Below are 17,049 nucleotides of genomic sequence, written 5' to 3'. Positions count from 1 at the left end.
GGGTGTGCTGCGCGACGTGACTGCTGTTCGATACGTGACCCCCCTGCGGTCGGGCGGCTCCGTACCCGCGGTCGTCGAGGCCGACGACCTCGGCACCTACGTCGTGAAGTTCACCGGCTCCGCACAGGGCCGCAAGGCGCTGGTCGCCGAGGTGATCGTCGGCGAACTGGCCCGCGCCCTGGGGCTGCGCTTCCCCGAGCTGGTTCTCGTCGACTTCGACCCGGCGGTCGCCGCCGGCGAACCCCACCAGGAGGTGCGCGACCTCCACAGCGCGAGCCGGGGAACCAACCTCGGCATGGACTATCTGCCGGGCGCGCGGGACTTCACCCCCGAGGTCGCCGCGGCCTTCCCCGTGGACCCCCTGGAGGCGGGCCGGATCGTCTGGTTCGACGCCCTGACCGTGAACGTCGACCGCACCGTCCACAGCTCCAACCTGATGATCTGGCCGACACTCGGTGTCGCGCCCCCGCGCCTGTGGCTGATCGACCACGGCGCCGCGCTCGTCTTCCACCACCGCTGGGACGGCACCGACCCGGCCAAGTCCTACGACTTCCGGCACCACGCCCTCGGCCACTACGCCCCCGACGTCCGCGCGGCCGACGCCGAGCTGGCGCCGAAGGTGACGCGTGAGCTGCTGCGCGACATCACCGCGGAGGTGCCCGAGGCCTGGCTGGCGGTCGAGGAGGGCTTCACGACACCGGACGAGGTGCGTGCGGCGTACGTGGACCACCTGCACGCGCGCGTGCGGGCCTCCGCGGCCTGGCTGCCCACCGACTTCCCCGCTCCGGACGAACTCGCCGCGGAGAACGCCGCCCGCGCGGCGCGCAGCCGGCGCGGCCGCCCCGCCTGGCTCCGGCAGGTCCCCGATCTGCACGGGAAACCGGCGGCCCAGCCGGACTGGACGGCCCACCTGGGGTGAGCCGCGCCGCATAGGGCCGCCGGTCGCCGCGCGCGCTCTAGCCGCGCAGCTGCTCGTACGCGGGCAGTGTCAGGAAGTCCGCGTAGTCCTCGTCGAGGGCGACGGTCAGCAGCAGGTCGTGGGCCTGCTGCCAGTGGCCGGCCGCGAAGGCCTCCTCGCCGATCTCGGCGCGGATGTTGGCCAGTTCCTCGGCGGCGACCTTGCGGGCCAGCGCCGGGGTGGCCTTCTCGCCGTTCTCGAACTCGACCCCGGCGTTGATCCACTGCCAGATCTGCGAGCGGGAGATCTCGGCGGTGGCCGCGTCCTCCATCAGGTTGAAGATGGCGACGGCGCCCATGCCGCGCAGCCACGCCTCGATGTAACGGGTGCCCACCTGAACGGCGTTGACCAGGCCGGCGTAGGTCGGCTTCGCCTCCAGCGAGTCGATCGCGATGAGGTCGGCGGCCTCGACGTGCACGTCCTCGCGCAGCCGGTCCTTCTGGTTCGGCCGGTCGCCGAGGACCTTGTCGAAGGACTCCATGGCGATCGGCACGAGGTCGGGGTGGGCGACCCAGGAGCCGTCGAACCCGTCGTTCGCCTCACGGTCCTTGTCGGCGCGGACCTTCTCGAACGCCACCTTGTTGACCTCGGCGTCCCGGCGTGAGGGGATGAACGCCGCCATGCCGCCGATCGCGTGCGCACCGCGCTTGTGGCAGGTGCGGACGAGGAGTTCGGTGTACGCCCGCATGAACGGCGCCGTCATCGTCACCGCGTTGCGGTCCGGCAGGACGAACTTGGCGCCGCCGTCACGGAAGTTCTTGACGATGGAGAACAGGTAGTCCCAGCGTCCGGCGTTCAACCCCGAGGCGTGGTCGCGCAGTTCGTAGAGGATCTCCTCCATCTCGTACGCGGCCGTGATCGTCTCGATCAGGACGGTGGCGCGGATCGTGCCCTGCGGGATGCCGACGTAGTCCTGCGCGAAGACGAACACCTCGTTCCACAGGCGGGCCTCAAGGTGCGACTCCGTCTTCGGGAGGTAGAAGTACGGGCCCTTGCCCATCTCCAGCAGGCGCTTGGCGTTGTGGAAGAAGTAGAGGCCGAAGTCGACCAGGGCGCCCGGGACCTGGGCACCGTCCGCGTCGACGAGGTGACGCTCGTTCAGATGCCAGCCGCGCGGGCGCGTGACGACCGTCGCCAGCTCCTCGTCGGGCCGCAGGGCGTACGACTTGCCGCTCGCCGGGTCGGTGAAGTCGATGGAGCGGGTGTACGCGTCGATCAGGTTGGCCTGACCGGTGACGACGTTCTCCCAGGTCGGCGCCGAGGCGTCCTCGAAGTCCGCGAGCCACACCTTGGCGCCCGAGTTGAGGGCGTTGATGGTCATCTTGCGGTCGGTGGGGCCGGTGATCTCGACGCGGCGGTCGTTCAGGGCCTCGGGGCAGGGGGCCACGCGCCACGAGTCGTCCGCGCGGACGTCGGCCGTCTCGGGGAGGAAGTCGAGCGTGGAGGTGCGGGCGATCTCGGTGCGGCGCTGCGCGCGGCGGGCGAGGAGTTCGTCACGGCGCGGCGTGAACCGCCGGTGCAGCTCGGCCACGAAGGCGAGGGCCGCCTCGGTGAGGACCTCCGCCTGCCGGGGCAGGGGCTCGGCGTCGACGATGGCCAGCGGGGACGGCGCTGGTGCGGACATGAGCTGTCACTTCCTTCAGCGGTGGCACCGGGTGCCAGTCGAACCGGGTACGGCTTCAGACGCCCTCGGAGCGTTTGGACGCGGCGGAGCGCTTCTGAACAGTGGATACTAGTTTCCTCATTGTGGAAGTTCAATGGTTTGTTGATATCGAGATTCTCCGGGTCGAGGGAAGGTGGCGCTCAGTGCCACCCTGCTCACTCAAGGTGGACCAGATCGGCCGCCGTGTCGATGTCGTACGGCCGTGCCACGTCCGCGCACTCGACGAGCGTGATGTCTTGCTGGTGCGTTTTGAGGTAGGCGCGGGCCCCGCGGTCCCCGGTGGCGCTCTCGGCGATGCCCGCCCAGTGGGCGCGGCCGAACAGCACCGGATGACCGCGCACTCCGTCGTAGGCGGCCGACGCCAGCGAGTTCTCGTCCCGGTACGCGGCCAGCACCCGGCCGACCGCCTGTGCCCCGATCCCCGGCTGGTCGACGAGCAGCACCACGGCGGCCGCGGCCGCCGTACCGGCGAGCGAGTCCAGCCCCGCCCGCAGTGAAGTGCCCATGCCCCGCTCCCACTCCGGGTTGTCCACGAGTACGCACCCCTCCAGGTCCGCCTGTTCCCGTACGGCGTCGGCGCGCGCCCCCAGCACCACATGGACGCGGGTGCAGCCTGCCGTCCGCAACACACCGGCCGCATGTTCGACGAGCGTTAGTCCGCGGTGCCGTAGCAGTGCCTTGGGGCGTCCGCCGAGCCGCCGTCCGCCGCCCGCGGCCAGCAGCAGCCCGGCGACCTGGTCCTCGTTGTCCGTCATGTCTTCTGCATACCTGACATCCGGGCGAGTGCCCGGTTTCAGAGGGCTGAATTTCGGTCCGCACGGTGGCGCGTGCGGCATCGGGTGGCGTTTACTGACCCGCGTCCCCGGGCGCCCGACCAACGTCGCGGGGCCGTTCGGCAAGATCACGTATGACTGCGCACGAGAGCGTGCGAGGGGGAGGGCTGGGTTGCGGAGCTTGGGGCAGAGGTCAGTGATCGGCAGCGACGAGGACCCGAGGGTGGCCGGACTGCGCACGGCCGTGTCCCGGTTGCGCCGCGAACTCGCCGCCCATCCCGCCGAGTTCCCCGACCGCGGCATCGCCGAGGACGAACTCGCCGCCCTCGCCGCGATGACCACCGACGGCACCCCCGAGGTCCGCCGCCTACGCCGCTCCCTGCTCCTGATCGCCGGCGCGATCGGCTCGGTCAGCGCCCTGGCCCGGGGGCTGTCCGAGGTGCGCGACGCGGTGGATCTGTTCGGGGAACCGCCGCGCGGCTGAACGGACGCTTTTGTACGGGGCGCGCCTGTGACCCGGCCGGTGAGCCCACGGCCCGCGTGAGGCCACTGCCTGCTTGAGGCCGCCGGGCCCGAGCTTTCGAGGGTCTCCGAGGGTTCCGGGGGCAGCTGTCGTGGGTGGGGGCGATCTATTTGCGGCGTCGCCTGTGAGCGGCCGTGAGGCCACGGCCTGCGTGAGGCTGCCGCCCGTGAAGTCGCCCGCGTCAGGCCGCCGGGCCCGAGCTGGCCAGGGCCTCCGACAGTTCCGAGGCCACCTGCTGCAGGATGGGGACGATCCGGTCCTTGGCGTCGTCGGTGACGCGGCCCGCGGGGCCCGAGATGGAAATGGCCGCGGCGGTGGGGGAGTTGGGCACGGAGACCGCGAGGCAGCGCACGCCGATCTCCTGTTCGTTGTCGTCGACCGCGTACCCGGCCCGGCGCACGTCCTCGAGGGCGGCCAGGAAGCCGTCCGGGGTGACGATCGTCTTCTCCGTCGCGGCCGGCATACCGGTGCGCGAGAGCAGCGCGCGCACCTCGTCGTCCGGGGTGTTGGCGAGCAGGGCCTTGCCCACGCCCGTGGAGTGCGGCAGGACGCGCCGGCCGACCTCGGTGAACATGCGCATCGAGTGCTTGGACGGCACCTGCGCGACATAGACGATCTCGTCGCCGTCCAGCAGCGCCATGTTCGCCGTCTCGCCGGTCTCCTCGACCAGACGGGCCAGATACGGCCGCGCCCAGGTGCCGAGCAGCCGGGACGCGGACTCGCCGAGGCGGATCAGGCGCGGACCGAGCGCATAGCGGCGGTTGGCCTGCTGGCGGACGTATCCGCAGGCCACGAGCGTGCGCATCAGGCGGTGAATGGTGGGCAGCGGCAGCCCGCTGCTCGCGGACAGCTCGCTCAGACCGACCTCACCGCCCGCGTCGGCCATCCGCTCCAGCAGATCGAAGGCGCGCTCGAGTGACTGGACCCCGCCGCCGTTGGACCTGGCGGAGTCGGTGGTGCTGGCGCTGGACGTCGGCACGGCGCGTTCCTTTCGGGACTGGCGGGAAGTTGCAGAAGCCTACCCGGCAGTCGGTTGACTCCCTGGTGGTGCATAGCTACGTTCTGCTTGACGGAAGTCTAATTCCGCTTTGTGGAAACGTCCAGAGTGTGTGCTCAAGGCGCACTGTGGAGAAGTGTGCCCTTGACGGCATGAGGGCGGGAGTGAAGACTCCTTCAACAGAAAGTTGAATTCCGGTACGTGGAAGCAGCTCGCGACGGCTGAGAGGGGTCCGGGTGTCCGACGTAGAACTGGTGCTGCGCTCGACGCGCGTCATCACGCCCGAGGGGACGCGCGCCGCGTCGGTCGCGGTCGCCGGCGGCACGATCGCGGCCGTCCTGCCGTACGAGGCCGACGTGCCCGCCTCTGCCCGCCTGGAGGATCTCGGCGACGACGTCCTGCTGCCCGGCCTGGTCGACACGCACGTGCACGTCAACGACCCCGGCCGCACCGAGTGGGAGGGCTTCTGGACCGCCACGCGCGCGGCGGCGGCCGGCGGCATCACCACGCTCGTCGACATGCCGCTCAACTCCCTGCCGCCCACCACGACGGTCGACCACCTCCGTACGAAACACGAGGTCGCCGCCGACAAGGCGCACATCGACGTCGGCTTCTGGGGCGGCGCCCTGCCCGACAACACCAAGGACCTGCGTCCGCTGCACGAGGCCGGGGTCTTCGGCTTCAAGGCGTTCCTGTCGCCGTCCGGCGTGGACGAGTTCCCGCACCTCGACCAGGACCGGCTCGCCCGCTCCCTGGCCGAGATCTCCTCCTTCGGCGGACTGCTGATCGTGCACGCCGAGGACCCGCACCACCTGGCCGCCGCCCCGCAGCACGGCGGCCCGAAGTACGCCGACTTCCTGGCCAGCCGCCCGCGGGACGCCGAGGACACCGCGATCGCCCAACTCATCGCGCAGGCGAAACGATTCGACGCACGCGTGCACATCCTGCATCTGTCGTCGAGCGACGCGCTGCCGCTGATCGCCCAAGCGAAGGCCGAGGGCGTCCGCCTCACCGTCGAGACATGCCCCCACTACCTGACCCTGACCGCCGAGGAAGTCCCGGACGGCGCAAGCGAGTTCAAGTGCTGCCCGCCCATCCGCGAGGCCGCCAACCAGGACCTGCTGTGGCGGGCGCTCGCGGACGGCACCGTCGACTGCGTGGTCACCGACCACTCCCCGTCCACGGCCGACCTCAAGACGGACGACTTCGCGACCGCCTGGGGCGGTATCTCGGGCCTCCAGCTGAGCCTGGCCGCCGTGTGGACCGAGGCCCGCAAGCGCGGCCACGGCCTGGAGGACGTGGTCCGCTGGATGTCGTCGCGGACGGCCGCACTGGTGGGCCTGGACGCCCGCAAGGGCGCCATCGCGGCGGGCCGCGACGCCGACTTCGCCGTCCTCGCGCCCGACGAGACCTTCACCGTGGACCCGGCGGCCCTGCACCACCGCAACCGCGTGACGGCGTACGCCGGCAAGACCCTCCACGGCGTCGTCAGGTCGACCTGGCTGCGCGGCGAACGCATCGCCGCGGACGGCGAGTTCGGCGAGCCGAGGGGCCGACTGCTCACCCGCAACCCCTGATCCACCCGCACCGACCGCACCGACCGCGGCGGCGCGAACGACGAGCACAACGCGTACGACGAGAACGACGAGGACGAGAGGAAAGACGTGACGGCCATTCCGAGCTTCACCGGTGACGCGAACCCCTACGGAGGAGGCGACCCCTACGCGGACTACCGCACCGCCGACTTCCCCTTCACCCAGTACGCCAACCTCGCGGACCGGCAGCTCGGTGCCTCGGTCATCGCCGCCAACGACGAGTTCTTCGCCCAGCGGGAGAACCTGCTGGTGCCCGAGCCGGCCGCGTTCGACCCCGAGCACTTCGGGCACAAGGGCAAGATCATGGACGGCTGGGAGACGCGCCGCCGCCGCGGTGCCGGCGCCGACCACCCGTGGCCGACCGCCGACGACCACGACTGGGCGCTGGTCCGCCTGGGCGCGCCCGGCGTGATCCGCGGGATCGTCGTCGACACCGCCCACTTCCGCGGCAACTACCCGCAGGCGGTGTCGGTCGAGGCCACGTCCGTGCCCGGCTCCCCGTCGCCCGAGGAGCTGCTCGGCGACGACGTGAAGTGGACGACCCTCGTCCCGCGCACACCGGTCGGCGGCCACGCGGCCAACGGCTTCGCCGTCTCGGTCGAGCAGCGCTTCACGCACCTGCGCGTCAACCAGCACCCCGACGGGGGCATCGCACGGCTGCGCGTGTACGGCGAGGTCGTACCGGACCCGACGTGGCTGGCGACCCTCGGCACCTTCGACGTGGCCGCCCTCGAGAACGGCGCCCGGGTCGAGGACGCCTCCAACCTCTTCTACTCACCGGCCACCAACACCATCCAGCCGGGCCGCTCCCGCAAGATGGACGACGGCTGGGAGACCCGTCGCCGGCGCGACCGGGGCAACGACTGGATCCGCTACCGCCTCGCGGCCCAGTCCCGGATCCGCGCGATCGAGATCGACACGGCCTACCTCAAGGGCAACAGCGCCGGCTGGGCGTCGGTGTCCGTGAAGGACGGCGAGAGCGGCGAGTGGCACGAGATCCTCCCGCGCACCCGACTGCAGCCCGACACCAACCACCGCTTCGTCCTGCCGGCCGAGGCCGTCGGCACGCACGCGCGCGTGGACATCTTCCCCGACGGCGGCATCTCCCGCCTGCGGCTGTACGGCTCCCTCACCGAGACCGGCGCGAGCGCCCTCGTGGCCCGCCACCAGGAACTGGGCGGCTGACACGCGCGCGTGGGGCGCACCAGTGCTTCCGTCCGGTGCGCCCCACGCCCGCGTCAGGCCGCGTGCCCGCCGTCCACCGCGAACTCCGCTCCCGTGACGTAGCCCGCGCCCGCGAGATGGGCGACCGTCTCCGCCACCTCCTGCGCCGTCCCGAAGCGGCCCAGGGCCGTCATCGCCGCCTGGCCCTCCGCATACGGTCCGTCCGCGGGATTCATGTCGGTGTCCGTCGGGCCCGGGTGAACGATGTTGGCCGTGATCCCGCGCCCGCCGAGTTCCCTCGCCAGCGCCTTCGTCAGTCCGATCAGGGCCGATTTGCTGGTCGCGTAGAGCGTTCCGCCGGGCCCCGGGACCCGCTGGCTCATGCAGGTACCGATGGTGATGATCCGGCCCCCGGAGCGCATCCGTCCGGCCGCCGCTTGGGAAGTGAGGAACACGCCGCGGACGTTCACCGCGAGGACCCGGTCGACATCGGCGAGCGTCAGCCCCTCCAGCGGGCCGAGCACCCCGACGCCCGCGTTGTTCACCAGCACGTCAAGACCGCCCAGCGCCTCGGCGGCGCGCTCCACCGCCCCCGCCGCCTCGTCCGCGTCCGCGGCATCCGCGCGCAGGGCCACCGCGCGCCGTCCCAGCGCCTCGATCCGCCCTACGACCTCCTCGGCCGCCTCCTTGCCGTTCACATATGTGAGTGCCACGTCCGCGCCCTCCCGGGCGAGCCGCAGCGCCGTGGCCGCACCGATACCGCGGCTGCCCCCGGTGACCAGGGCCGCCTTGCCGTGGAGAGTTCCGTGAGTGATTGTCATGGGTCCATCCCAGCCGCCGCCACGCGCGCGTGCTGGCGGCGAACGGACGCCGAGGTCGGGTGGCCGAAATACGTGGTCCCCGGCCGGAACTCTTTCCCCCGTCCTCGGCGTTGTCACGACGTGACACTTCAGCAAGAGATCGTCGGCAACGCCATGCAGATGGCGGTCGTCAACCTGCAGCCCGGCCAGACCGTCTACTGCGAGGCAGGAAAGTTCCTGTTCAAGACGGTGAACGTCACCATGGAGACCCGTCTGTCGGGCCCGCGGGGCGGCGGACAGGCGCAGGGCGGCGGAGGCGGAGCCGGCGGCATGGGCGGCATGCTGCGCCAGGCCATGGGCACCGCCATGCAGGCCGGCCAGCGCATGCTGGCGGGCGAGTCGCTGGCGTTCCAGTACTTCAACGCACAGGGCGGAGAGGGCACCGTCGGCTTCGCGGGCGTGCTCCCCGGCGAGATGCGCGCGCTCGAACTCGACGGCACGCGCGCGTGGTTCGCGGAGAAGGACGCCTTCGTCGCGGCCGAGTCCACCGTCGACTTCGGCATCGCCTTCCAGGGCGGCCGCACCGGCATGAGCGGAGGCGAGGGCTTCATCCTGGAGAAGTTCACCGGGCACGGCACGGTGATCATCGCCGGCGCGGGCAATTTCATCGACCTCAACCCCGCCGACTTCGGCGGCCGTATCGAGGTGGACACCGGCTGCGTCGTCGCCTTCGAGGAGGGCATCCAGTACGGCGTCCAGCGCGTCGGCGGCCTGAACCGCCAGGGGCTGATGAACGCCGTCTTCGGCGGCGAGGGCCTGTCGCTGGCGACCCTGGAGGGCAACGGCCGGGTGATTCTGCAGTCCCTCACCATCGAGAGCCTCGCCAACGCCCTGAAGAAGGCCCAGGGCGGCGACAAGCAGGGCCCGACGGGCGGTCTGTTCTCCACCAACTCGGGCTGAGGCACAGCGCCCGAGGCAGGTTAACTCGGGGCGAACTCATCGGACGTCAAAGGAAAATCTCCTGGCTTGACATTGACATGCCACTGTCTACGCGCGTCATCATGGAGCCATGAGATTCCCCCCACACATCACTCGCATCGGCGCCGCAGCCGCCCTCCTGTCCGCCCTCGTCGTGGGCGGCACCGTCACCGCAACCACGGCCGACGCCGCCCCCACGTCCGTCGGCAGCATCTGCTACGGCGACCTGCCCTCCCAGGCGTACGACACCCTGGACCTCATCGCGAAGGGCGGCCCGTACCCGTACGAGCAGGACGGCACCGTCTTCTCGAACCGGGAAGGCGTCCTGCCCAGCCAGTCCTCCGGCTACTACCACGAGTACACGGTCAAGACGCCCGGCTCCTCCACGCGCGGCGCCCGCCGGATCGTCACCGGTGAGCAGACCCAGGAGGACTACTACACCTCCGACCACTACGTCACGTTCGACCTGATCGACTTCGGCTGCTGAGCGACTTCCCCCGCTCGGTACGAGGAACGGCGCGACCAGCCGGAAGTCCGGTCCGCGTTCATCCGGACTTCCGGCTCTCCGCGGCGGCGAACAGCGCGCACGCCAGCACCACCAGGGCGACGCTCGCGTAGATCCCGTAGTCGTCGAGGAAGCCGAGCCGCTGCACGAGGCCCACATGCCAGTGGGTGAACTCGTGCAACAGGCCCAGCACGCCCTGCACCAGGGCAAGGAAACCGAGCACCTCCAGCACCTGCTTCATGCCCTGAGCCTCGCCCCGCGGACCCCCCACGCACATCGGCCGCGGGGCGAGCCGTGTCCGACGTAAGTGCCCCTCGCCGCAAGGCGGGCACGCCGAAAGTCTTCACCCGCGCGACTTTGGTCGGGGATCGCCCGCGCGAAGCGGTGACCGCGGCCGTTCGTGCGTAGATTTGTCGACCGTGAGCAAGGACAAGGCGGCGTCGGCCGCCGCAGGGGTCATAGGGCGCAGATGGCTGTTCCCGTCCGCCCTGCTGCACGAGCTGGACCCCGACTCCGGGCGCGGCGGACGCCGGCCCCGGCGCACCGCGCGCGACTGGGCCGTCGACTTCACCTGCTTCCTGCTGGCCGTCGCGCTCGGCCTGGCGGCCGCGGACACCCTGAACAACGACGTCCACACCTCGCACTCCCTCGCGGTCGTCGACCAGCTGCTCGGCGCGCTCGCCTGTGGCGCGGTGTGGCTGCGCCGCCGCTGGCCGCTCGGGCTCGCCATCGCGATGATCCCCGTCGGCATGCTGTCGAACACCGCGGGCGGGGCCGGCGTGGTCGTCCTGTTCACCCTGGCCGTGCACCGGCCCTTCCGTTACGTCGCCTGGATCGGCGGCATCGGACTCGTCCAGGTGCCGCTGCAGTACTGGCTGCGCCCCGACCCCGACCTGCCGTACGCGGGCGCGGTCGCGTTCACGGAGATGGCCACCCTCACCGTCATCGCCTGGGGCATGTTCGTCCGCTCCAAGCGCCAGCTCATGCTGAGCCTGCGCGACCGTGCCCGGCGCGCCGAGACGGAGGCCCAGCTGCGCGCCGAGCAGGCCCAGCGGCTGGCCCGCGAGGCCATCGCCCGCGAGATGCACGACGTCCTCGCGCACCGGCTGACGCTGCTCAGCGTGCACGCGGGCGCCCTGGAGTTCCGGCCGGACGCGCCACAGGAGGAGATCGCGCGGGCGGCCGGCGTCATCCGCGAGAGCGCGCACGAGGCACTGCAGGACCTGCGGGAGATCATCGGCGTCCTGCGCGCGGGCGAGCCCGACGACGCGGGCCGCCCCCAGCCGACGCTCGCCGCTCTGGACGCACTGGTCGCCGAGTCCCGCGAGGCCGGCATGAAGGTCACCCTCGCGAGCCGGGTCAGCGACCCCGCCGCCGTCCCCTCCTCCGTCGGCCGCACCGCCTACCGCATCGCGCAGGAGGCCTTGACCAACGCCCGTAAGCACGCCCCCGGTACGGAGGTCACCGTCGCCGTCACGGGTGCACCGGGCGACGGCCTGGTGGTGGACGTACGCAACCCCGCCCCCGAGGGCGACGTGCCTCTGGTGCCCGGGTCCGGGCAGGGCCTGATCGGGCTGACTGAGCGGGCCACACTGGCCGGTGGCCGGCTGGAGCACGGGCCGGTGGCGGACGGGGGTTTCCGGGTCCGCGCCTGGCTGCCGTGGGGATGACCGGCTGCCGTGGGGATGACGCGACCCGGGCGCGGCGGACGCGACCGGCGTGATTACGTAAGGCCCATGACTGCGATCAAAGTGCTCCTCGTGGACGACGATCCCCTGGTGCGGGCCGGGCTGTCCCTGATGATGGGCGGCGCCGACGACATCGAGATCGTGGGCGAGGCGGCCGACGGCGCCGAGGTCGAGGCCCTGGTCGACCGCACCCGCCCGGACGTGGTCCTCATGGACATCCGGATGCCGTCCGTGGACGGCCTCACCGCGACGGAGCGGCTGCGGAGCCGGGCGGACGCACCCCAGGTCGTGGTCCTCACCACCTTCCACGCCGACGAACAGGTGCTGCGCGCCCTGCGCGCGGGCGCCGCCGGGTTCGTCCTCAAGGACACCCCGCCGACCGAGATCGTCGACGCCGTGCGCCGGGTCGCGGTTGGTGACCCCGTCCTGTCGCCCGTCGTCACACGGCAGTTGATGCAGCACGCCGCCGGGACCGGCGTCGACACCCGGCACGCGCACGCGCGCGTGCGCATGGAGGTCCTCAACGACCGCGAACGCGAGGTCGCCGTCGCGGTCGGCCGCGGCCTGTCCAACGCCGAGATCGCCGGCACGCTCTTCATGAGCGTCGCCACCGTCAAGACCCACGTCTCCCGCATCCTGGCCAAGCTCGACCTCAACAACCGTGTGCAGATCGCCCTGTTGGCGTACGACGCGGGCCTGCTGGAGGAGTCAGAGGAAAACGGGCACTAGCCGCGCCCGCCATGCGTTGACCATGCACCGGGAGGGGCACACGTGCTGCGCACCGCGGAGATCACCGCCGAGCTGACCGGCCTCGTCGGAAGCGGCGACGACTTCCACAACCTGCACTGGCGTTCCAAGCTGGAGTTCAGCGTGGACTGCTTCGTCTGCGAGCGGACCGGACGCACCACGGTCTACGAGCGCGGCGCCGAGCGCGCCCTGTGCTCGGGCAGCCGCAGCGGCTTCGGGCGGCACTACACGGCGGGCCGGATCGCCGCGTACGACACGACCTCGGGCAAGGACCGGCTGGGTCTGCGTGCCCTGGTCGACTTCTGGTGGGCCCCCTTCGAGGACACGAGGGACGGCAGGGCGGGCCAGGCGCCCACCAGCCACCCCTGGGTGCGCCTGCACCTCGGTTACTACTGCCGCAAGGCCAAGGAGGGGGGCACGGGCAGCGTCCAGACCAACCTGGTCCGGCCCCACGAACTGCGCTGCGCCCACTGCGAGTCGGTCATGGCCACGGACGCGACGACACCGGCCGTACGCCTGCTCACGTGAACGCCGTCTCGGTCCGGCCCGGGATCTCCGCGAGGGCCACCGGTCTGCGCTCCCGTCTGGAGACCGCGCACGCCTCGGCGATCCGCAGCGCCTGCAGGGCCTCACGGCCGTCGCACGGGTTGGCCCGCTGCCCGAGCACGACCTCGACGAACGCCGACAACTCAGCCTCGTAGGCGGGCCCGAAGCGCTCCAGGAAACCGGTCCACGGCTTGTCCGCGGCGGGCGGCCCGGTCGGCTCGGTGGACGCGATCGGGGTCCGGTCGTCCAGGCCGACGACGATCTGGTCGAGCTCACCGGCCAGCTCCATGCGGACGTCGTAGCCGGCGCCGTTCAGCCGTGTCGCCGTGGCCGTCGCGAGGGTGCTGTCGTCGAGCGTGAGCAGCGCCGCGGCCGTGTCCACGTCGCCCGCCTCGCGGAACATCTCGGGCCCCGCGTCCGACCCGGCGGCGTACACGTCGACGACCTCGCGGCCCGTCACCCAGCGCAGCATGTCGAAGTCGTGGATCAGCGTGTCCCGGTACAGTCCACCCGACAGCGGCAGCCAGCCGGGCCGGGGAGGCGCCTGCTCGGAGGTGAGCGCGCGTACGGTGTGCAGCCGTCCGAGCCGGCCCGACAGGACCGCGTCTCGCGCGCCCGAGTAGCCGGTGTCGAAGCGGCGCTGGAACCCCATCTGCAGAATCGTCCCGGCGGCCTCGACCTCGGCGATCGCGTTCAGCGTTCCCGGCAGATCGAGCGCGATGGGCTTCTCGCAGAAGACCGGCAGCCCCGAGCGTGCTGCCCGACCGATCAGTTCGGCGTGGGCCGACGTGGCCGTGGTGATCACCACGGCGTCCACGCCCCACCTGAAGATCTCGTCCACCCCGGGCGCCGCCGTCTCGCCGAGCCGTCGGGCGAGCTCCTGCGCCCGTGCCGGATCGACGTCGGTGAGGATCAGCGACCCCACCTCGCGATTGCGGCTGAGGGTGTTCGCGTGAATGGCGCCGATCCGCCCCGTACCGATGACCCCGATGCGCATGGAAACAAAGTGAGGGTTCCGTGCGTACGCTGTCAATGCATATGTCCGGACAATCGAACTACACAACTTCCCGTCAACACAGCCTGGAGCTACGCTCGGCGCGTGCCGAAACCAGAAGTGGACCCCACCGTGTCGCTCGAACTCAGCGTGGACCGGAGCTCGCCGGTGCCGCTGTACTTCCAGCTCTCCCAGCAGCTCGAAGCCGCCATCGAGCACGGAGCGCTCACCCCCGGCAGCCTGCTGGGCAACGAGATCGAGCTCGCCGCACGGCTCGGCCTGTCCCGGCCCACCGTCCGCCAGGCCATCCAGTCACTGGTCGACAAGGGCCTTCTGGTGCGCCGTCGCGGCGTCGGCACCCAGGTCGTGCACAGCCAGGTCAAACGCCCCCTGGAGCTGTCCAGCCTCTACGACGACCTGGAGGCGGCCGGTCAGCGCCCCGCCACCAAGGTGCTCGTCAACACCGTCGTCGCCGCGACCGCCGAGGTCGCGGCCGCCCTGAACGTGGCCGAGGGCAGCGACGTGCACCGCGTCGAACGGCTGCGGCTCGCGCACGGCGAGCCGATGGCGTACCTCTGCAACTTCATCCCGCCCGGCCTGCTCGACCTGGACACCGAGCAACTGGAGGCCACCGGCCTGTACCGGATGATGCGCTCCGCCGGGATCACCCTGCACAGCGCCCGCCAGACCATCGGGGCCCGCGCGGCCACCGCCGCCGAGGCCGAGCGCCTCGCCGAGCCGGAGGGCGCCCCGCTGCTGACCATGCAGCGCGTCACCTTCGACGACACCGGCCGAGCGGTCGAGTACGGCACGCACACGTACCGGCCGTCGCGCTACTCGTTCGAGTTCCAGCTGCTCGTACGGCCCTGATCGCCCCGACGACTGGTCGCAATGTCCGGACAATGCGATCCGGCATCGGGCGTCCCTCGGCGGTCCCGCACAGCCCGGTCGAAACAGTGCTCAGGGGCCGGCAGGGAGCGCCGCCGCAAGCGGCCTGCGCTGCCCCGTTCGGCACCCGGTGTGAGCGTGCGGCAGAATCGGGCCTTGATGAGCACCTACGGCAACTTCACCGCCCCCATAGGCTCCCGGCGCGCCCCCGCACTGCGGACGGTCGGCACCCGGGAGCGCCGCTCGCACCTGACCGCGCCCCGCGTGCCCACGGTCGGCATCGACATCGGCGGCACCAAGGTGATGGCCGGCGTCGTCGACGCCGACGGCAACATCCTGGAGAAGCTCCGCGCGGAGACGCCGGACAAGTCCAAGAGTCCCAAGGTCGTCGAGGACACCATCGTCGAACTGGTCCTGGACCTGTCCGACCGGCACGACGTCCACGCGGTGGGCATCGGCGCGGCCGGCTGGGTCGACGCCGACCGCAACCGCGTCCTGTTCGCGCCCCACCTGTCCTGGCGCAACGAGCCGCTGCGCGACCGCCTGGCGGGCCGCCTCGCCGTGCCCGTCCTGGTCGACAACGACGCCAACGCCGCCGCCTGGGCGGAGTGGCGCTTCGGCGCGGGCCGCGGCGAGGACCACCTGGTCATGATCACGCTCGGCACCGGTATCGGCGGCGCGATCCTGGAGGACGGACAGGTCAAGCGGGGCAAGTACGGCGTCGCCGGCGAGTTCGGCCATATGCAGGTGGTGCCGGGCGGGCACCGCTGCCCGTGCGGCAACCGCGGCTGCTGGGAGCAGTACAGCTCCGGCAACGCGCTGGTGCGCGAGGCCAAGGAGCTGGCCGCCGCCGACTCCCCGGTGGCGTACGGCATCATCGAGCACGTCAAGGGGCAGATCGGTGACATCACCGGCCCGATGATCACCGAGCTGGCCCGCGAGGGCGACGCGATGTGCGTCGAGCTGCTGCAGGACATCGGCCAGTGGCTCGGCGTCGGCATCGCCAACCTCGCCGCCGCCCTCGACCCGTCCTGCTTCGTCATCGGCGGCGGCGTCTCCGCGGCCGACGACCTGCTGATCGCTCCCGCGCGCGACGCGTTCAAGCGCCAGCTCACCGGGCGCGGCTACCGCCCCGAGGCCCGTATCGTCCGCGCCCAGCTCGGCCCCGAGGCCGGCATGGTGGGCGCCGCCGACCTGGCCCGGCTGGTCGCCCGCCGCTTCCGCCGCGCCAACCGGCGCCGGGTCGAGCGGCACGAGCGCTACGCGCGCTACACCGAGTCCCGCCGCTCCCAGTGGGACAGCGCATGACGGTGCCGCGCCAGTCCCCGTCCTCGCAGGAGCCGCCCCGGCCGCCCGAGGACCGCCGCCACAAGATCCGCCGCCGGGCGCTCACCCTGATCATCATCGTGCTGCTCATCGGCGTCCCGGCCGGCTACCTGGTGATCTCCGCCAACCAGAGCCGTAACAGCGGCAAGGACAAGGAGGCCAAGTACGCGGCGACCGGCCTGACCAAGGGCTGGCCGTCGAAGGTGCAGCGCCGCCTCTACCAGGTGCCGATGCCGCACCCCTCGGGCAAGGTCGCGTCCTACGAGACCAACAACTGGAAGACCAGCCGGCTCTACGTCCAGTTCCAGACGCCCAAGGCCAACCTCGACGTCTTCCTCAACGACATGGGCGTCAAGCGCTCCGACCTCAAAAAGGGCAAAATCACCATCAACGCCCGCGACCAGAAGATCACCGGCTGGGACTTCACCAGCCCGGGCCCCTGGTACGGCCTGGTCCACAAGCAGAAGGCCCCGAAGCCGACCCAGGACGTCATGGTCAGCTTCGGCAACAAGAACAACCCGTTCTTCTACGTCGTCTCCCGCACGGTTCCCTGACCAGGCACGCCCGGTCCCCTGCGCCGGAGCCGATTGTCAGACCCCGCCCGTAGAGTCGAAGACGTCTGATCCGACGTACGGGCGGAAGGTGACAGGTCGTATGGGCGACACGGCTGCGGTGGCCGAGCGTGAGCAGGGGGCGAAGTCGTTCGTCCCCGTGCGGCTCGCGGCCGTCTTCCTGCCCGCACCCGTGCCGAGACAGGGCCGGATCGCCTTCTGGGACCCCGACGGCGGCCCGCTGCCCGCCGGGGACATTGACGGCAGCGGCCCGCTGCCCGCCGAGGACACCGAGCTCACCGTCGTACGACGGCACGGCTCGGGCGTACGGCGCAGGACCGCCCCCGCGCTGT

The 17,049-nt window shown here is 71.5% G+C and carries 19 protein-coding genes; 13 read left to right on the top strand and 6 right to left on the bottom strand.

Going from position 1 to position 17,049, the window contains the following annotated elements:
• Nucleotides 1-4: 4 nt before the first annotated feature.
• A complete protein-coding gene (locus JYK17_RS11105; protein WP_222810271.1) occupies nt 5-919 on the top strand; it encodes a HipA family kinase in 915 nt (304 codons plus the stop codon).
• 37 nt (nt 920-956) lie between these two features.
• Here JYK17_RS11105 and aceB read toward each other — a convergent pair whose 3' ends face one another.
• Together aceB and JYK17_RS11095 are read right to left on the bottom strand one after the other, a co-directional pair.
• Nucleotides 957-2,582 (bottom strand): malate synthase A, encoded by a 1,626-nt coding sequence (gene aceB / locus JYK17_RS11100; protein WP_128801553.1) that lies wholly within the window; start codon nt 2,580-2,582, stop codon nt 957-959.
• A gap of 194 nt (nt 2,583-2,776) precedes the next feature.
• Nucleotides 2,777-3,376: a nucleotidyltransferase family protein gene (locus JYK17_RS11095; RefSeq protein WP_108006554.1), complete on the bottom strand. Its 600-nt coding sequence runs from the start codon at nt 3,374-3,376 to the stop codon at nt 2,777-2,779.
• A gap of 214 nt (nt 3,377-3,590) precedes the next feature.
• On the opposite strand from JYK17_RS11095, the gene JYK17_RS11090 reads away from it, so the two are divergent.
• Nucleotides 3,591-3,878 carry a DUF5955 family protein gene (locus JYK17_RS11090; RefSeq protein ID WP_108006552.1) on the top strand — a complete coding sequence of 96 codons (288 nt, stop codon included), beginning with the start codon at nt 3,591-3,593 and terminating at the stop codon, nt 3,876-3,878.
• Nucleotides 3,879-4,098: 220 nt separating this feature from the next.
• Here JYK17_RS11090 and JYK17_RS11085 read toward each other — a convergent pair whose 3' ends face one another.
• On the bottom strand, nt 4,099-4,896 hold the full coding sequence (locus JYK17_RS11085; protein ID WP_108006550.1) for an IclR family transcriptional regulator: 798 nt from the start codon (nt 4,894-4,896) through the stop codon (nt 4,099-4,101).
• A gap of 254 nt (nt 4,897-5,150) precedes the next feature.
• Between JYK17_RS11085 and allB the strand changes: the two genes are divergently transcribed.
• Nucleotides 5,151-6,491, top strand: a complete 1,341-nt coding sequence (gene allB, locus JYK17_RS11080; RefSeq protein ID WP_222810270.1) for an allantoinase AllB — start codon at nt 5,151-5,153, stop codon at nt 6,489-6,491.
• 87 nt (nt 6,492-6,578) lie between these two features.
• Nucleotides 6,579-7,694 (top strand): allantoicase, encoded by a 1,116-nt coding sequence (gene alc, locus JYK17_RS11075; RefSeq protein ID WP_108006546.1) that lies wholly within the window; start codon nt 6,579-6,581, stop codon nt 7,692-7,694.
• Between the two features lie 53 nt (nt 7,695-7,747).
• Here the strand turns inward: alc and JYK17_RS11070 are convergent, their stop codons facing one another.
• Complete coding sequence (locus JYK17_RS11070) at nt 7,748-8,494, bottom strand: SDR family oxidoreductase (protein ID WP_128801550.1); 747 nt, start codon at nt 8,492-8,494, stop codon at nt 7,748-7,750.
• Between the two features lie 120 nt (nt 8,495-8,614).
• Here JYK17_RS11070 and JYK17_RS11065 point away from each other — a divergent pair, with 120 nt between their 5' ends.
• A complete protein-coding gene (locus JYK17_RS11065) occupies nt 8,615-9,433 on the top strand; it encodes an AIM24 family protein (protein ID WP_108006542.1) in 819 nt (272 codons plus the stop codon).
• Nucleotides 9,434-9,542: 109 nt separating this feature from the next.
• Nucleotides 9,543-9,938, top strand: coding sequence for a ribonuclease domain-containing protein (locus tag JYK17_RS11060; protein ID WP_108006540.1), 396 nt, complete (start codon nt 9,543-9,545; stop codon nt 9,936-9,938).
• Between the two features lie 58 nt (nt 9,939-9,996).
• Here the strand turns inward: JYK17_RS11060 and JYK17_RS11055 are convergent, their stop codons facing one another.
• Nucleotides 9,997-10,197, bottom strand: a complete 201-nt coding sequence (locus tag JYK17_RS11055) for a hypothetical protein (RefSeq protein ID WP_108006538.1) — start codon at nt 10,195-10,197, stop codon at nt 9,997-9,999.
• 169 nt (nt 10,198-10,366) lie between these two features.
• Between JYK17_RS11055 and JYK17_RS11050 the strand changes: the two genes are divergently transcribed.
• From JYK17_RS11050 to JYK17_RS11040, 3 genes are all read left to right on the top strand, one after another.
• Nucleotides 10,367-11,626, top strand: a complete 1,260-nt coding sequence (locus JYK17_RS11050) for a sensor histidine kinase (RefSeq protein WP_261995623.1) — start codon at nt 10,367-10,369, stop codon at nt 11,624-11,626.
• 66 nt (nt 11,627-11,692) lie between these two features.
• On the top strand, nt 11,693-12,373 hold the full coding sequence (locus JYK17_RS11045) for a response regulator transcription factor (protein WP_222810268.1): 681 nt from the start codon (nt 11,693-11,695) through the stop codon (nt 12,371-12,373).
• A 42-nt stretch (nt 12,374-12,415) separates the two neighbouring features.
• The gene (locus JYK17_RS11040; protein WP_222810267.1) at nt 12,416-12,919 is read left to right on the top strand and encodes a hypothetical protein; all 504 of its coding nucleotides are present in this window, start codon (nt 12,416-12,418) and stop codon (nt 12,917-12,919) included.
• On the opposite strand, the gene JYK17_RS11035 is transcribed toward JYK17_RS11040, so the two are convergent.
• Nucleotides 12,912-13,934 (bottom strand): Gfo/Idh/MocA family protein, encoded by a 1,023-nt coding sequence (locus JYK17_RS11035; protein ID WP_108006530.1) that lies wholly within the window; start codon nt 13,932-13,934, stop codon nt 12,912-12,914. The two genes, JYK17_RS11040 and JYK17_RS11035, sit on opposite strands and share 8 nt — an antisense overlap.
• 129 nt (nt 13,935-14,063) lie before the next feature.
• On the opposite strand from JYK17_RS11035, the gene JYK17_RS11030 reads away from it, so the two are divergent.
• From JYK17_RS11030 to JYK17_RS11015, 4 genes are all read left to right on the top strand, one after another.
• Complete coding sequence (locus JYK17_RS11030) at nt 14,064-14,801, top strand: GntR family transcriptional regulator (protein WP_181362336.1); 738 nt, start codon at nt 14,064-14,066, stop codon at nt 14,799-14,801.
• 177 nt (nt 14,802-14,978) lie between these two features.
• Nucleotides 14,979-16,127, top strand: a complete 1,149-nt coding sequence (locus JYK17_RS11025; RefSeq protein WP_108006526.1) for an ROK family glucokinase — start codon at nt 14,979-14,981, stop codon at nt 16,125-16,127.
• Nucleotides 16,124-16,699 (top strand): sugar kinase, encoded by a 576-nt coding sequence (locus JYK17_RS11020; protein WP_108006524.1) that lies wholly within the window; start codon nt 16,124-16,126, stop codon nt 16,697-16,699. The genes JYK17_RS11025 and JYK17_RS11020 overlap by 4 nt, the downstream gene beginning before the upstream one ends.
• 100 nt (nt 16,700-16,799) lie before the next feature.
• Nucleotides 16,800-17,049 (top strand): hypothetical protein (locus tag JYK17_RS11015; protein WP_222810266.1); only part of this gene is annotated, 250 nt, incomplete at its 3' end.

Source organism: Streptomyces plumbidurans (assembly GCF_019857225.1).
GTDB lineage: Bacteria > Actinomycetota > Actinomycetes > Streptomycetales > Streptomycetaceae > Streptomyces > Streptomyces plumbidurans.
The sequence above is the reverse complement of the archived record's forward strand: the minus strand, read 5'-3'. Positions and strand labels throughout refer to the sequence as shown.

Coding starts and splice junctions, on each gene's coding strand:
- JYK17_RS11025 (WP_108006526.1), top strand. CDS start 14,979: ATGAGCACCTACGGCAACTTCACCGCCCCCATAGGCTCCCGGCGCGCC.
- JYK17_RS11035 (WP_108006530.1), bottom strand. CDS start 13,934: ATGCGCATCGGGGTCATCGGTACGGGGCGGATCGGCGCCATTCACGCG.
- aceB (WP_128801553.1), bottom strand. CDS start 2,582: ATGTCCGCACCAGCGCCGTCCCCGCTGGCCATCGTCGACGCCGAGCCC.
- JYK17_RS11095 (WP_108006554.1), bottom strand. CDS start 3,376: ATGACGGACAACGAGGACCAGGTCGCCGGGCTGCTGCTGGCCGCGGGC.
- JYK17_RS11070 (WP_128801550.1), bottom strand. CDS start 8,494: ATGACAATCACTCACGGAACTCTCCACGGCAAGGCGGCCCTGGTCACC.
- JYK17_RS11020 (WP_108006524.1), top strand. CDS start 16,124: ATGACGGTGCCGCGCCAGTCCCCGTCCTCGCAGGAGCCGCCCCGGCCG.
- JYK17_RS11060 (WP_108006540.1), top strand. CDS start 9,543: ATGAGATTCCCCCCACACATCACTCGCATCGGCGCCGCAGCCGCCCTC.
- JYK17_RS11055 (WP_108006538.1), bottom strand. CDS start 10,197: ATGAAGCAGGTGCTGGAGGTGCTCGGTTTCCTTGCCCTGGTGCAGGGC.
- JYK17_RS11045 (WP_222810268.1), top strand. CDS start 11,693: ATGACTGCGATCAAAGTGCTCCTCGTGGACGACGATCCCCTGGTGCGG.